Annotated in this window: 10 protein-coding genes and 3 pseudogenes; 5 read left to right on the forward strand and 8 right to left on the reverse strand. The window is 67.1% G+C overall.

The features are described 5' to 3' along the window. Positions 1-196: 196 nt before the first annotated feature. Positions 197-400, forward strand: a pseudogene (locus AB0D12_RS18110) (hypothetical protein); the annotation flags it as partial. A gap of 38 nt (positions 401-438) precedes the next feature. On the opposite strand, the gene AB0D12_RS18115 reads toward AB0D12_RS18110, so the two are convergent. Further along, on the reverse strand, positions 439-1,407 hold the full coding sequence (locus AB0D12_RS18115) for a LysR family transcriptional regulator (RefSeq protein ID WP_362683222.1): 969 nt from the start codon (positions 1,405-1,407) through the stop codon (positions 439-441). 123 nt (positions 1,408-1,530) lie between these two features. Here AB0D12_RS18115 and AB0D12_RS18120 point away from each other — a divergent pair, with 123 nt between their 5' ends. Together AB0D12_RS18120 and AB0D12_RS18125 are read left to right on the forward strand one after the other, a co-directional pair. Beyond that, on the forward strand, positions 1,531-2,778 hold the full coding sequence (locus AB0D12_RS18120) for an MFS transporter (RefSeq protein ID WP_362683225.1): 1,248 nt from the start codon (positions 1,531-1,533) through the stop codon (positions 2,776-2,778). Continuing rightward, positions 2,775-2,927, forward strand: a pseudogene (locus AB0D12_RS18125) (leucine zipper domain-containing protein); the annotation flags it as partial. The gene AB0D12_RS18120 and the pseudogene AB0D12_RS18125, both read left to right, overlap by 4 nt. A 63-nt stretch (positions 2,928-2,990) precedes the next feature. Here the strand turns inward: AB0D12_RS18125 and AB0D12_RS18130 are convergent. The 3 genes from AB0D12_RS18130 to AB0D12_RS18140 all read right to left on the reverse strand — a co-directional run bounded on the left by AB0D12_RS18130 (position 2,991) and on the right by AB0D12_RS18140 (position 6,373). Then, the gene (locus AB0D12_RS18130; protein ID WP_362683228.1) at positions 2,991-3,749 is read right to left on the reverse strand and encodes an SDR family NAD(P)-dependent oxidoreductase; all 759 of its coding nucleotides are present in this window, start codon (positions 3,747-3,749) and stop codon (positions 2,991-2,993) included. Further along, entirely contained in the window at positions 3,746-5,218 is a 1,473-nt protein-coding gene (locus tag AB0D12_RS18135; protein WP_362683231.1) for an MFS transporter, read from the reverse strand. The genes AB0D12_RS18130 and AB0D12_RS18135 overlap by 4 nt, the downstream gene beginning before the upstream one ends. A 72-nt stretch (positions 5,219-5,290) precedes the next feature. After that, a complete protein-coding gene (locus tag AB0D12_RS18140; protein ID WP_362683234.1) occupies positions 5,291-6,373 on the reverse strand; it encodes a ferritin-like domain-containing protein in 1,083 nt (360 codons plus the stop codon). 616 nt (positions 6,374-6,989) lie between these two features. Between AB0D12_RS18140 and AB0D12_RS18145 the strand changes: the two are divergent. Continuing rightward, positions 6,990-7,499, forward strand: a pseudogene (locus AB0D12_RS18145) (ATP-binding protein); the annotation flags it as partial. Between the two features lie 180 nt (positions 7,500-7,679). Further along, positions 7,680-9,938: a LuxR C-terminal-related transcriptional regulator gene (locus AB0D12_RS18150; RefSeq protein ID WP_362683448.1), complete on the forward strand. Its 2,259-nt coding sequence runs from the start codon at positions 7,680-7,682 to the stop codon at positions 9,936-9,938. Positions 9,939-10,185: 247 nt separating this feature from the next. Here AB0D12_RS18150 and AB0D12_RS18155 read toward each other — a convergent pair whose 3' ends face one another. Genes AB0D12_RS18155 through AB0D12_RS18170 form a run of 4 tightly spaced genes read right to left on the reverse strand, consistent with a single transcriptional unit; the run spans position 10,186 to position 13,897 of the window. Then, positions 10,186-11,790, reverse strand: a complete 1,605-nt coding sequence (locus tag AB0D12_RS18155) for an acyl-CoA carboxylase subunit beta (RefSeq protein ID WP_362683237.1) — start codon at positions 11,788-11,790, stop codon at positions 10,186-10,188. Further along, the gene (locus AB0D12_RS18160) at positions 11,787-12,395 is read right to left on the reverse strand and encodes an NAD(P)H-dependent oxidoreductase (protein ID WP_362683451.1); all 609 of its coding nucleotides are present in this window, start codon (positions 12,393-12,395) and stop codon (positions 11,787-11,789) included. Before AB0D12_RS18160 ends, AB0D12_RS18155 begins: the two co-directional genes overlap by 4 nt. 41 nt (positions 12,396-12,436) lie before the next feature. Next, entirely contained in the window at positions 12,437-12,643 is a 207-nt protein-coding gene (locus AB0D12_RS18165; RefSeq protein ID WP_362683240.1) for an MbtH family NRPS accessory protein, read from the reverse strand. A gap of 18 nt (positions 12,644-12,661) precedes the next feature. After that, a complete protein-coding gene (locus AB0D12_RS18170; protein WP_362683243.1) occupies positions 12,662-13,897 on the reverse strand; it encodes an amidohydrolase family protein in 1,236 nt (411 codons plus the stop codon). Positions 13,898-13,903: the final 6 nt, after the last annotated feature.

Consider the following 13,903-nt stretch of genomic DNA (forward strand, 5'->3'; position numbering starts at 1 on the left):
ACCGGCTATGGCGCGCGACCGAGCCTTGGCCGCCGAGTAGGCGATGCGCAGGGGCTCGAACTCTCCTCGTCCGGTGGACAGTGGATGATGCCGTACGGAGTCGGGCCGGTTGGGGGAGCCATGTCGTCGTTGGAGCAACTGCGATCGCTGCTCGGCGAGCCGAGGTATGGGGCTGGGCGCGGCCCGAGTTGTGGGCAGCGACACGGACAACACGTTCGTCGTCATCCAGCCCGAGCAGGACGATCCCGCGTGGTTCGCCTCTGTCGCGGTCCTGGACCAGGGCGGAAACGAGGTTGTCCGCCGCGACACCAGTCGCCGCGAGCATCACGTGACCACCGAGACCCGTATCGACCGGATCGCGGTCGACCTCACCAAATGGATGGCCGCCCGCGCGTTCTAGACCCAGTCGTGTCGGCAGTGTGCTGCTGGAAGCGACCGTTAGCGGCGGGTGTGTTCGATGTTTCCGTCGCTGCGGCGTGGTGTCGTTGCCCAGGATGGGAGCCAGGCTGTCTCGGGGAGCGGTGCCAGGCTTCCGAAGTGCTTGATGATTGCCCGGAGTCCTGGGTGTGGATTCGCTCGGGGGAAGATGAGCGAGAGCGGGTATGCGAGCGTCGGATTCACGATCGGGATGCGGCGTAGGTCGTAGTTCGCCGGCCAGATGTACCGGTCGCGCGAGCCTACGAGGGTTGCCACGTCTGCGGAGTCCGCGAGGATGTCGAGGAGTACCTCGTTGCCGAAGTTCGGGCCCGCGGCGTCAATGCGGAGGTCGAAGTCGGTGGCGAGCTGATCGTAGAACTCTGCCCATTCGCTTCGCGGCGCGATACCCGGCACCCAGATCCGGTGCCGGCGCAGCCGGGATGGTGTCAGTGTTCGTGCGGAGGCGAGCGGGTGCCTCGGGCCGACGAGGAGTTCCAGCGGGGAGTCGAACGCGTGGATCATTTGCACGTCGCGCGGCAGCGTGGCCGGCTCGGTGACCGAGCGGAACGAGGCGTCGATATCGCCTGCTTGGACGGCGGTGACCGCCACGCGCGGGTCGTTGACCCTGAGGGTCACCACGTCGAGGTCGGTTTCGGGATGCGACCGCCAATAGTCGTGCAGGACGACGGCCTGCGCGGATCGCAGGCCGAGAACGTCGATCCGAAGGGCCCGCGTGCCCGGTCTGATCGCGGTGATGGCGCGATCGACACCCGTGATGATGTTCCGGGCGTGCGGGAGGAAAGCTTGGCCGTCGAGTGTCAGCTCGACCCCTCGGGCGGTGCGGGTGAACAACCGGACGTCGAGTTCGCGCTCGAGGGTTGCGATCCGCTTCGACACGGCCTGTTGCGTTACGCCGAGCTCGTCGGCCGCGTGTTGCAGCTGTCCGAGCTCGGCCGCGCGGACGAACGATCGCACCGCCTCGGTATCCATTGATCCAGCGTAAACGTGCCCAACTGATGGTTGTGGCTCGCCCGGGAGTCGGTTGTTTGATCCCGCGACGGTGCGGCCGGTGTGATGCAGAGACCCGAACATCGGTTGTCGCGAGGGAGTCGCATGCGCGTGCAGTTGGGGCGCAGTTTCGGTTGGCTGTGGTCGGCCTACGCCGTCAGTACATACGGTACGTGGATTGCCTTCGGCGCGTTCCCGCTGATCGCGGTTCGAGTACTGCACTCGCCGGCATTCGCCGTGTCGCTCCTGGAGGCGGCCGGCCTTGCCGTCGCGGCGATTGTTGCGTTCTCGCTCGGGCCGTGGGTTGAGCACCGGGCCAAGCGTCCGGTGATGATCGCGATGGACCTGATCCGGTTCGTCGCGATGGCAAGTGTCCCGATCGCGTACGTCCTCGGCTTGCTTTCATACGGCCAACTGCTGGTCGTCTCGATCATCTCCGGGACCGCGAGCATCGCCTTCACTGCCGCATCCGGCGCGTATCTGAAGTATCTCGTCCGTAGCGATCACCTCCTTGTGGCGAACGGGAGATTCGAGGGCACGAGCTGGGTGGCGACCGCGGCGGGCCCGCCCCTCGGGGGTGCACTCATAGGGTTGCTCGGCCCGGTCATCACTGTCATGGCCGACGCCCTCAGCTACCTGCTGTCCGCGCTCGGGGTCCTCCGCATCCGCGGAGGCGACGTCGCGGCACCCCGCGACCGGGCCACCAGGTTGCGCGGAGCCGACCTTCTGGGCGGCTGGCGGTTCATCCTCAGCGACCGCGCACTAAGGCGCCTGTTCCTCAACTCAATCCTGGTCGGCGGCCTCATCATGGCCACCGTCCCGCTCCTGTCGGTCCTCCTGCTGGGCCAGTACCACTTCCCGGCCTGGCAGTACGGTCTTGCCTTCGGCATCCCGGCACTCGGCGGCTTCGTGGGCGCCCGCCTCTCCGCGCGCCTCGTGACCCGCTACGGCCGGTACCGGGTCATGGTCGTCTCCGGCCGGCTGCGATCGCTCTTCCCACTCGGTCTCACGTTCGTCCGTCCCGGCATCCCCGGACTACTCACCGTGATCATCGTCGAGGGCCTGCTGATCACCTGCATGGGCATCTTCAATCCGATCTACGCAACAGAACGCCTGCAACGGACTCCCACGGATCAGACCGCCCAAATCCTCAGTACATGGAGTGCCATCAGCAAACTCCTACAAGCTGCCCTGATGGTGATCTGGGGCGTTCTCGCCACACTCACCAGCCCGCTCGCCGCGATCACCATGTCCGGCGTTCTCCTGCTCGCCACCCCGCTCTTGCTGCCCAAACGGATACATTTGTCCGCCCCTGAGCCCGCCGCGCCGGCCGAAGACGTCCGGGTCGCATGACTCACCGCAACGCCCCGCTCACCCCGGAAGGGCGCCGCCGGCTCATCGAGCGCTGTCGCACCCGTCCGGTCGCGCATGTTGCCGCGGAGATGGGGATATCGCGAGTGACGGCGTCGAAGTGGGTGAATCGTTGCCGCCGCTACGGCGAGCCCCGACCCACCCCCCCCGCGACCACGAAATCGCAGACCAGGCCGCCTCTTGCCCGTGGTCCCTCACCAGGGCGCGACACCCTCTTCCGTGATGAAGGCCCGGTCGGGCGGCTCATCGGGGGCTGCGGTGGCCCAGCGCACAACCGTCCGTGCGCCGTCGCGAGCTGATTTCGTACCCGCGAAGTTGTTCATGTCGGTCGCGACGTATCCGGGAGAGACCGAGCAGACGGTGACGCCCGATTCCCTCAGCTGGTCGGCGAGGAGCACTGAGGTCATGTTCAGGGCCACCTTGGACGCACAGTACGGAATGAGGTCCGCCCGTCCCGCCGGACCGCTTCCCGTGGTCCGTGCGAAGGTGGCCAGCGCGCTGGTCACATTCACTACCCGGCCCCCAGCGGTGCGCAGCGCGGGCAGCAACGCCTGCGTGAGCGCGAACGCTCCGACGAAGTTCGTCTCGAGCGTGCTCCTCAGCGTCTCGACGGAAATCTCGTCGAGGGGCAGGCGTTCCCCCCGGACCACTCCGCTCACTCCCGCGTTGTTGACGAGGATGTCGAGACGGCCGAAATATCCGTCGACGAGCTCGGCGACCGACCGGACCGATTTCTCCTCGGTCACATCCAGCCGTGCGAATCGGATGTCGCCGCCCTCGGCCGCGAGTTCGGCCGCAGCGGCTCTGCCCAGCTCGTCGTCCCGGGCGGTGAGCAGAACGCTCATCCCCAGCGCCGCGAGCTGTCGGCTGATCTCCTTGCCGAGCCCCTTGTTGGCGCCGGTCACCAGTGCCGTACGCCGTGGGGTGTCCTCGTGCCGCTCGGAGTCCATCATCCTCGGCTCCGTTCCTCAGCGGCGGGCGACGCCGTCCCGGGCCTGGCAGCGGGGGCGGCCTGCGCTTGCGGGGGCGGGGTGACACGCAGCCAGAACAGGCTGATGAGCAGTGCGACGCCGGCGGCGACGGTGGAGAAGGCGAAGACGCCCACATACGCGTCGAGGTTCGTGCCGCCGCCGTCCTCGGTGCGCTGCTGCACGATCACCGCCAGTGCGGCGATGCCCAGCGCGCCGCCGAATTGCCGCGCGGTGGTGTTCATTCCGCTTGCCGCGGCGAACCGGGTGGGCGGAGCGCTCAGCGCCGCCGCGGCCGAGGTCCCCATTGTGGCCGCCCCCATGCCGATGCCGACCAGACATCCCGCGGGCAGCCAGAAGGTCAGGAACGAGGGGGTGTCGGTGAGCCCGAAGACCATCCAGAGACCGCACGCCACGAAGGCCAGCAGCCCGGACAGCGTGGCGCCTCGGGGTCCTCCCAGTCGCGGGGCCAGCCGGCTCATGGCCAGCGCGGCGACGGACGCCGCGACCGCGCCCGGTGTCATGGCAAAGCCCGCCTTGAGCTCGGAGTAGTGCCAGGAGCCGGTCAGGTAGAGCACGCTGACCAGCAGCCACGGGTATTGCGCCATGCCGTACAGGAGCGACACCACGTTCGTGACGGCGAAGGAGCGATTGCCCAGCAGAGACGTCTCGAGGGCAGGAGCCGGATGCTTCCTGGAGCGCAGCACGGCGACGACCGCACCGGCGGCTCCGCCCACCAGGCAGGCCAGTGTCCTGCCGTCCCACCAGCCCCAGGTGCCGCCCTCGGTGACTCCCACGGTCATTGCACCGACCGCGAGAGCGACCAGGAGGGTGCCGAGCGGGTCCGGAATCTGCCTCTTGTCCGAGCCGGCGGGACGGGGCAGCAGCCGTACGGCCGCGAAAATCAGCAGGAGACCGAAGGGGAGGTTGACGTAGAACACCGAGCGCCAGCCGAGCAGGTCGACCAGCACCCCGCCGACGCTGGGGCCGACCGCCGCGGCGAACGCCGAGGCCGCGCTCCACAAGCCGATCGACTTCACCCGTTGGTCTGCCGGCCCGTCGAGGAGCAGGATCGCCAGCGATGCCGGGATCATCGCGGCGGCGCCCACCCCCTGCAGCCCGCGGGTCGCGATGAGTACAGGGAGGTTGGGCGCAACACCGCACAGCAGCGAGGCCACGGTGAAGATCCCGATGCCGAGAAGGAACAGACGTTTCCGGCCCAGTACGTCCGACAGCCGCCCGGCCGGCACCAGGAGCGCGGCGAACATCACCGCGTAGGCGCTGATGACCCAGGAGAGGTTGGGTAACGAGGCGGTGGGGAAGTCCTTGGACAGATCCGGCACCGCCAGGTTGGTGACCGTGGAGTCGAGCATCGCGAGGAAGGTGCCCCCTGACGCCGTCAGCGTCACCGCGAGGTATCCCCGCCGCGTGCGGGCCGGTTCGGATGTCGTCACTACTCAGCACTCCCGAGGAAACTGGATGTGGAAAGGCCGGATCCGGCCTTCAGATATGGAGCCTGCGCACCGTCAGACGTCGGCGCCGCCCAGCGTGATCACCTTCTCGACCTGCTCGATCCTGGTGCGGTCGAGATCGCTTGCGATCTTCTCGTCCTGCTCCATGAGGGAGTCGAGGTCGTGATGCTCGTAGCCGATGATTCCCATCTCACCGAACGCATGCTTCATCTTCGGTCCGAAGAGGCCGATGTCCTTGAGCGTGGGCACAATGCGGGAGAAGAGATGGCTGCGGAAGGCACGGAAGTGCTCGGAGTTGCGCATGAACTCGATGCACTCGTCCGCATCGATGTCTAGATTGCGCCAGACCTCTTCGCCGACGAACCGCTCCTGCATCTGGTAGCACGCCTCGATGCAGAACTCTTCGCGCTCGTCCCGTTCCGCCTGGGTGAGTTCGGGGTAGTACTCGCGAAGCGCGAGCCGGCCGAATGCGACATGCCGTGCCTCGTCCTGCATCACGTAGGTATTGAGTGCCTGGGCGAGCGGCTCCGTGGCGTTGTCCCGGATCAGCCCGAACGCGGCCAGTGCCAGCCCTTCGATGAGAACCTGCATGCCCAGGTATGTCATGTCCCAGCGGGAGTCGGATACGACGTCATTGAGGATGGACTTGAGGCTGGGATTGATCGGGTATGCCAGACCCAGTTTCTCTCTGAGGTAGCGCGAATAGACCTCGACGTGCCGGGCCTCGTCCATCACCTGAGTTGCCGCATAGAACTTGGAATCAAGATCGGGCACAGTGTGAACGATCTTCGAAGAGCAGATCAGGGCACCCTGCTCACCGTGCAGAAATTGCGAGAACTGCCAAGAAGCGAGGTGATGGCGAATAACGCCCTTGTCCTTCTGGCTGAGCTTGTCCCATACTCGGGATCCATAGATGGCAATTGTCTGTTCCGGCACACCCATGGGGTTGCTGATGTCGATGTCGATCGACCAGTCAATCCGCTCGGACGCATCCCACTGTTTCTGCTTGCCCTTCTCGTACAGGCCGAGCAGCCGGTCGCGGCCCTCGTCGTATTCCCAGTCGAACACCGTCGTTCCCCCACCGGGAACTTGCCACCGCGTCTGTTCGACCGGGAGTGCATAGATTCGTGTACTCACGCGCGTTCCTCCAAACAGCGACAGCCCGCGCACTCGGACAGAGCAGGTGCACGGGTCAGAGGAAGTACGCGCCAAGTCTGGTCCACTCGAGGCTCGCTAGGCACTGGGGATATCCCTGGGCAGGGACAGGGGCCGATCAGTCTTCCCCGTGCCTACTTGTCAGCCCAACCCCCCCCCCGGATCCGGATACTGACGACCCGGCCGGGCCGACGGCGCCCCGCCGCCGCGGCACCGTGCAGAACAAGACACCCACAATTGATCTACACCTGTGGCCACCGCGAATCAGCCATTATTTTCGGCAAGTTCAGGTCAAACTCCTCGCCCATGCCGTGCCCCGCGGGGCTCACCCCGCGCGCGATTTCGAACACTCCCTGCCTACGAACTCATGTCGAAGACGGCGGTCGGCATGCAGATTGCAGGGGTAATGGCAATATGCATGTTACATCGAGCACCTGTGCGGTCACGCGCCCTGCTGCTAATGTGCGAAGCGTAGTGTGCGAAGCACGGGGGAGCGGTCCGCACCGACGCGGATGTGCGCCCTACTGCCACGACGGGGGGGGCGATGGCACGTACCGGCCGTAATCTGCGTCAGTTAGCTATTTCACCCGATTCGGAAATGTGGGATACAGCAGAATCTGCACCTACTCCCGCACAGACAGAGACTCTCGCCGGACGGCGAGATGTCTTAAGTGCGCTGAGCGGCGCCCTCCGTCAGGTAGGGGCGCGGCAGCCAGTTGCCCGGCTTGTCAAAATAACGGGAGACCCAGGTATTGGCAAGACTGCGGTACTGGGCAAGTTCGCCGGCATCGCCCGTTCCGGAAACTCCCATGTATTCACCGGCAGGGTCAATCGACATGATGGTGACGCACCATTCGGTCTGATCTCGGACGCGTTCGACGACCAGCATGATCTCGTGCGCGCAGCAGTGGAGGGACTTCCCCCCTGGCAGCGCGAGGAGTTGAACACGGTGCTCCGGCTGACCATGGACTTCGACCGAGAACGTGCGGCGGACGCTGTGAAGTCCATGGCGCAGACCGGCTTCCGCGCCGTACGCGAATTTCTGGATCAACTGTCCGTGCCCAGGCTGGTTCTTGTCCTTGACGACTATCACGTCGCCGATCCAGCCTCCGTTGAACTCCTGGCGAGTCTGTTGCGCAGGCCACCGCGGGCTCCTGTGCTGTTCGTGCTCGCCTATCGGAATCGGCAGGCAACCCCATCGCTGCAGGCGGCCCTCCGAGGCCGGTCCGAGCAGGTGATCGTCGAGCACATACACCTGGAACCGCTTCTGGAAGAGGAAGTGGGCGAGATGCTGGCCGGTGAGGCCACCGAGTTCAACCGCCGGCACCTGTACCGGGAGAGCGGCGGAAACCCGGGATATCTGAAGGCGCTCATCTCCGAACAGCCGGTCTTCACCGCACGTGACGATCTGTCCCGGCTGAACCAGACCCCACGCTTTGGAAACTACGCCCGGTACACCGAGGAACTGGCCCCCCTGCGACCCGAGATGAGGGAGGTGGCGGATGCCGCCGCGGTCGTCGGCCACGAGTTCGAAGCCGGGCTGCTCACTCAGATGCTGGGCCGGAACGAGACCGCGGTGCTGGGCACGATCGGCGAGTTGATCCGGCGGGACCTGGTTCACCCGGTGGTACCCGGCCAGTACTTCGCCTTCCGTCACCCGGTGGTCCACCGGGCCGTATACAACCACAGCGAACTGAGCTGGCGCGTGGACATGCACCTCCGCGCCGACGAAGCCCTGTGTACGCGTGGCGCCCCAGCCGTCGAGCGCGCCCCGCATGTGGAGCAATGGATCAAGCATGGCGATCTCCCCGCCGTCGAACTGCTCGACGAAGCCGCCCGCACCGTGGCCTCCACCGACCCCGGTAGGGCATCGGCCTGGCTCACCACCGCACTTCGCGCCCTCCCGCAGCAGCCCCGTTTCGAGGGCCGGCGGGCCAGGATGATGACCCAGCTCGCAGAGGCGCGAGGGGCGACGGGCCAGCTGCAGGAGTGCCGCGATCTGATGCATGAGGCGCTGAGCATCCTGCCCCGGGAGCCGGCACCCCAGCACGCCCAAGCCGTGGCCTTCGCCGCGATGGTGCAACGGCTGCTCGGGGGCCGCGAGGAGACGGACGCCATGCTGCGCCTGGAGCTCGACGCCCTCGGCAGCGAGGACGCCCTGGTCCGCGCATCGCTCAAGTTCGAAATAGCCGCCGGACAGCTGCACAGCGGCGACCCGTTGGGCTGCTATCAGTGGGCGCAAGAGGCGCTGGCCGTGGTGGAGCGGCACGGGCACCGCCCCCTGCAGGCGTCCTGCCTCGGTCTCATGGCCATGGCGAACACCGCCAACGGGCGGACGGGACTCGCTTATGAGCTGCTCGGACAGGCAACCACGATCCTGGACGGGATGCTGGACAGCGAGCTCGCGCAGAGCCTGGATGCAGTGATGTGGATCGGCTGGAGCGAGGTGCTGCTCGAACGCTGGGACGAAGCACTCCGGCACTTCGACAAGGGGGTCAGCTTCGCCACGCGCAGCGGTTACCGGCTGTTTATGCCGCACTTGCTGGCCGGCAAGGCGTTCGTACTCCGCGACCGGGGCAAACTCACCGAGGCACAGATCGCCGTCGAGCACGCGGTCTACCTCGCCGAGCGCACGGACAGCCCGGAAGAACTCGTCAACGCCTACGCGGTGCAGGGATACGTGGACATCGCTCTCGGCAATCTCGACGGCGCGCTGCAGAACTCCTTCGCTGCCACGCTGCAGCCCCGGCACTCGGCCAGCAGCTGGAAGGAAGCACTCGCTCTGCGGATTCTGGCTGAAGCCAGGTTGCTCAACGGCGACCACGAGGGATGCCTGGCTCTGGTTACCGACGCGGGCGGTGCGGACCTGCCGACCGCCGACGCCGGTTCTCGAGTCGCCTGGTACGAGTTGCTTGTCCGGGCGGAGCTCGCCGCGGGCCGACCGGCGCGGGCGGCGGACTGGGCGCAGCGGGCCATGCACGCGGCGAACCTCCTCGAGCAGCCCGGCCGTATAGCTCTTGCAACTCTGGCCGAAGCGCAGGTGCTGCTTCGTCAGAACCCGGAAGCGGCACTGGCTCCCGCACAGCATGCCGCGGCGGGGCTGGAGGAGGCGGGCCGGGCGATCGACGCACTGCGCGCTCGCGTGGCCGTGGGCCTCGCCCTGTGGCAACAGGGCCGATTCGACGACGCGGCACAGGAGTTGAAGGCGACCCAGCTGGCCTGTGAGCAGTTGGGAGCCTCCGCTCTGGCGCGAGCGGCGCGCGTCGAGCGCCGCAGGCTGGCCGCCCGTGCTCCACACGCCAGGAGCACCGATTCGGAAAGCAGCGTGATCGCTCTGACCGGCCGGGAGCAGCAGATCGCCGCGCTCGTGAGCGACGGGCTGACCAACCGGCTGATCGCCAAGAAGCTGCATATAGCGGAGAAGACCGTGGAGATGCATCTGTCCAATGTCTTCGCCAAACTCGGTGTGTCGAACAGGGCAGCCGTCGCCGCGACAGTAACCCGCGAGGGCCCGGACTCCCTGCCCGACTCCGCCTCAGGGCACTGACGCGACGGGGTCCGGAGGGACGGACCTGCTTGCCGGTCCGTCCTGCCCGAGGTGTTCGGCCGGCAGGCCACACCTCAGGCAGGACGGGTCATCCGCGCCTGTGCCCGGGCTGTCCTTCCCGTCGGGCACACCCATGCCCGGACCCAGCGGAATCCCGGCAGAGATCCCGATGAGCGTCCGCAACTGTGCGTTCAGCCCCTCCCGTGCCTGCGCCATGTGATCAGCAACTCCTGTCCTGTCAGTCCTGTCAGAGTGGAATATTGCTGTGCTTCTTCGGCAGCGGCGCGACCCGCTTGTTCCGCAGGGCGCGCAGCGCCCTGATCACGGAAATCCGCGTTTCGGACGGTGCGATGATGTCGTCGACGCAGCCGCGTTCGGCCGCGGCATAGGGGCTGGTCAGCGTCTCCTCGTACTGTTCGGTGAGGGACCGTTCCAGCGTCACGGGGTCCTCGGATGCGGCGAGATCGCGGTGGAACAGCAGGTCGATGCCGCCGCGTGCGCCCATCACGCCAATCTCCGCGGTGGGCCAGGCGAAGCAGATGTCCGCGCCCAGCTCCTTCGATCCCATCACCGCATACCCTCCGCCGAACGCCCTGCGGGTGATGACGGTGATCTTGGGCACGGTGGATTCGATGTAGGCGAACCCGAGTTTGGCGCCGCGGCGGATGATCCCCCCGTACTCCTGGACCGTGCCCGGCAGGAAGCCGGGAACATCGACCAGGGTCAGGATCGGAATGCCGAACGCATCGCAGAACCGGACGAACCGAGCGGCCTTTTCCGCGGCGTCGATGTCCAGCGAGCCGGCCAGGTGCATGGGCTGGTTGGCCACCACGCCGATGGTGTGCCCTTCCATCCTGGCGAACCCGCACAGAATGTTCTGCGCGAACTGCGGGTGCACTTCGAGCAGGTCCGCGTCGTCCACGAGCCGTTCGATCACCTGGTGCATGTCGTACGGCTGCTCGGAGACGTCCGGGATCACCGAGTCCAGTTCAAGGTCCCGGGCCGTGCCCGCCGGATCGACACGTGTGGGGTAACTCGGCGGCTCGGCCAGGTTGTTGCTCGGGAAATACGACAACAGGTCCTTGACGTAAGCGAGGGCGTCCTCCTCGTCGGCCGCCATGTAGTGCGCGTTGCCCGTCCGCCGCGCATGAACGCTCGCCCCGCCGAGCTCTTCCAGGCCCACCGTCTCACCGGTCACCGAGCGGATCACGTCGGGACCGGTCACGAACATGTGCGAGGTCCGGTTGACCATGACGATGAAGTCCGTCGCGGCCGGGGTGTACACCGCGCCGCCGGCGCACACGCCCATGATGACCGAGATCTGCGGGATCATTCCCGACGCGGTGACCACCCTCCTGGCCACCTGGCCGTACGCGGAGAGGGCCAGCACGCCCTCTTGGAGCCGCGCGCCGCTGGAGTCGTTCATGCCGATCACCGGGCAGCCGATCTGCATGGCGATGTCGAGGAGCTTGCCCACCTTCTCCCCGAACACCTCGCCGACGCTGCCGTTGAAGGAGGTCGCGTCCTGGGCGTACACGCACACCTGACGGCCGTCGACGGTTCCCAGTCCAGTGATCACGCCGTCGCCCATCGGGCGTCGGCTGTCGATGCCGAAGTTGGTCGAGCGATGGCGGGCCAGCGGGTCGGTTTCCATGAAGGAGCCGTCGTCCAGGAGCAGTTCGATGCGCTCGCGCGCGGTGAGCTTTCCCAGTACGTGCTGCCGCCGCGCTGCCCGTGGCGATCCCGGCTCGCGTGCCAGCTGCTGCCGTTCCCTGAACTTCTCGATGCGCTCTGCGGTGGTGTGCCGTACGGCACGTGCCGGCTGAGGTGTGGACTCGGGCTGCGCGGTCATCTGGTTGCCCCCGCCATGGCCTCGCTCGAGCCACCGAACGCCATGGCGAATTCGGTCACTTGCCGGCCGACCGTCAGCAGCTGCGTCTCGAATCGGCGGCCGGTCTCGATGTCGCTTGAGGTCAGAGGATGTTCGGTCGTGTTCAGCGCGACGCCCAACGGGGTCGGCCAGCCGCGCAGCGCGTGCACGATGGACCGCAGCGCGCACAGGGTGGTCCCGGCGGACTGCCACCCCGCGGCGGTGACCACACAGCCGACTGCACGCCCGTCCAGATAGGGGCGCGGGTCGTCACTGAGATCCTCCAGATAGTCCAGCGCGTTCTTGACCAGCCCCGAGACGCCGCCGTGATAGCTGGGGCTGGCCAGCAGCACACCGTCCGCGCGGGCGAGGGCGTCCAGCAGTTCGAGGGTGGTCTCGCTGCGCTCCGTATGCTGCGGCTGGAAGAGCGGCAGCAAGCCGAGAGATCCGGCATCGAAGAGACGGGTCCGGGCACCGGCCTCCGCCGCGCCCTGCAGCGCCATTGCCAGCGCCTTGTCCGTCGTCGATCCAGGTCGTCCCGTGCCGCCGATGCCGACGACCAATGGCTTCAACTCGCTCGGCCACATGGCCAAGTCAATCGTCTCCCTTCCCGGCCGTGGCCGGCGGTTCAGCCGGCGCGCACGCTGCGTGGGCGCAGATCCGTCCACACGTCTTCGATGTGAGCGAGGCAGTCCTCCTTGCTGCCGGAGAACCCCTCTTCATGCCAGCCGTCCGCCATCGGCAGCGACACGTCCCAGATCGAGTACTGCTCCTCCTCGTTGAGCACTACTGCATAGCTGCTGGCTGTTTCCGGAGTGCTGCCGTGGTCCGCCATGAGCTGCCTCTCCCCCCGCTACTTGCGGGTGTCCTTGACGATGGTGCCGCCCTTCATCACAAGGACGACGCGGTCGGGGTTGTCGAAGAGTTCGGGCTCGGCGAGCGGATCGAAGTCCACCGCGACGAGATCGGCGTACTTGCCCGCCTCGATCGAGCCGATCCTGTCCGCGACGCGCATGATGGAGGCGTTCACCGAGGTGGCCGACATGATCGCCTCGCGCGCACCGAGGATCTTGGCTTTGAGCGCGATCTCCAGGCCGCGCCGGTTCTGGTTCGGCCCGATGAGATCGGAGCCGGAGCCGACGGGGACGCCGGCCTCCCGGGCGGCCAGCAGCCCGTCGGTCATGCCCTGCATTGTGTCGCCGACGCGTTCGCGGATCTGCGGCGGCAGTCCGTGCTGTTCGAAGTTCTCCGTGAGGACCTGCGCGATGGACAGGGTCGGCACGAGGCTGACGTTGCCGGCCGCCATCATCGCGGCTGTTTCCTCGTCGATCCCGGTTCCGTGCTCGACGCACTCCACGCCCGCCTTGACCGCGTTGTGGATGCCCGCGACGTTGTGCGCGTGGACGGTGACGTAGGTGTGCCGGGCCCGTGCCTCGGTCACCGCGGTGGCGATCTCCTCGATGGTGAACTGGGTGTCCTCCAGCGAATCGGCGATGGACACCACCCCGCCGGTGACTGCCATCTTGAGGAAGCTCGCGCCCTGCCTGAAGCATTCACGAGCGGCCTTGCGCACCTCGTCACTGCCGTCGGAGATACGGCCCACGGCGGTCAGCCCGCGCACCCGGAAGTGAAAGGTCTCATCCGGCGGCAGGAACGGCGAGCCGAGGTGCCCGTGTCCACCGCACTGCACCAGGGGGGACGCGGACGCCCAGATCCTGGGCCCGGGCACGAGCCCACGGCCCACGGTGCGCAGCACTCCATGGTCGATCCCGCCGCAGTCGCGGACCGCGGTGAACCCGGCTTCGAGGGTCTGGCGCAGCGTGCGGAAGATGTCCGCGGCCCGCTCGGCGACGGACAGTTCCATGTTGAGGATGGCCCGCGACTCGCTGGAGTGCCCGAGGTGGACATGCGCGTCGATGAGGCCGGGCAGCAAGGTCAGCCCGCTGAGGTCGACGAGGTCGGCATCGCGCGCCGGTCCCCTTACGTCCGCGTCGGCGATCCGTTCTCCGTCGATCAGCACCGAACCCCGGGGCACCGGGTCGCCGCCCAGTCCGTCGATGACCGTGGCGCCGGTCAGGAGTTGAGGCATGTCGCG

This window comes from Streptomyces sp. NPDC048479 (assembly GCF_040651435.1).
Classification (GTDB): Bacteria; Actinomycetota; Actinomycetes; order Streptomycetales; family Streptomycetaceae; genus Streptomyces.

Bases quoted from the DNA above. Each gene is read 5' to 3' on its own strand.
- AB0D12_RS18115 (WP_362683222.1), bottom strand. From the start codon at position 1,407: ATGGATACCGAGGCGGTGCGATCGTTCGTCCGCGCGGCCGAGCTCGGA.
- AB0D12_RS18120 (WP_362683225.1), top strand. From the start codon at position 1,531: ATGCGCGTGCAGTTGGGGCGCAGTTTCGGTTGGCTGTGGTCGGCCTAC.
- AB0D12_RS18130 (WP_362683228.1), bottom strand. From the start codon at position 3,749: ATGATGGACTCCGAGCGGCACGAGGACACCCCACGGCGTACGGCACTG.
- AB0D12_RS18150 (WP_362683448.1), top strand. From the start codon at position 7,680: ATGCTGGCCGGTGAGGCCACCGAGTTCAACCGCCGGCACCTGTACCGG.
- AB0D12_RS18155 (WP_362683237.1), bottom strand. From the start codon at position 11,790: ATGACCGCGCAGCCCGAGTCCACACCTCAGCCGGCACGTGCCGTACGG.
- AB0D12_RS18160 (WP_362683451.1), bottom strand. From the start codon at position 12,395: ATGTGGCCGAGCGAGTTGAAGCCATTGGTCGTCGGCATCGGCGGCACG.
- AB0D12_RS18165 (WP_362683240.1), bottom strand. From the start codon at position 12,643: ATGGCGGACCACGGCAGCACTCCGGAAACAGCCAGCAGCTATGCAGTA.
- AB0D12_RS18170 (WP_362683243.1), bottom strand. From the start codon at position 13,897: ATGCCTCAACTCCTGACCGGCGCCACGGTCATCGACGGACTGGGCGGC.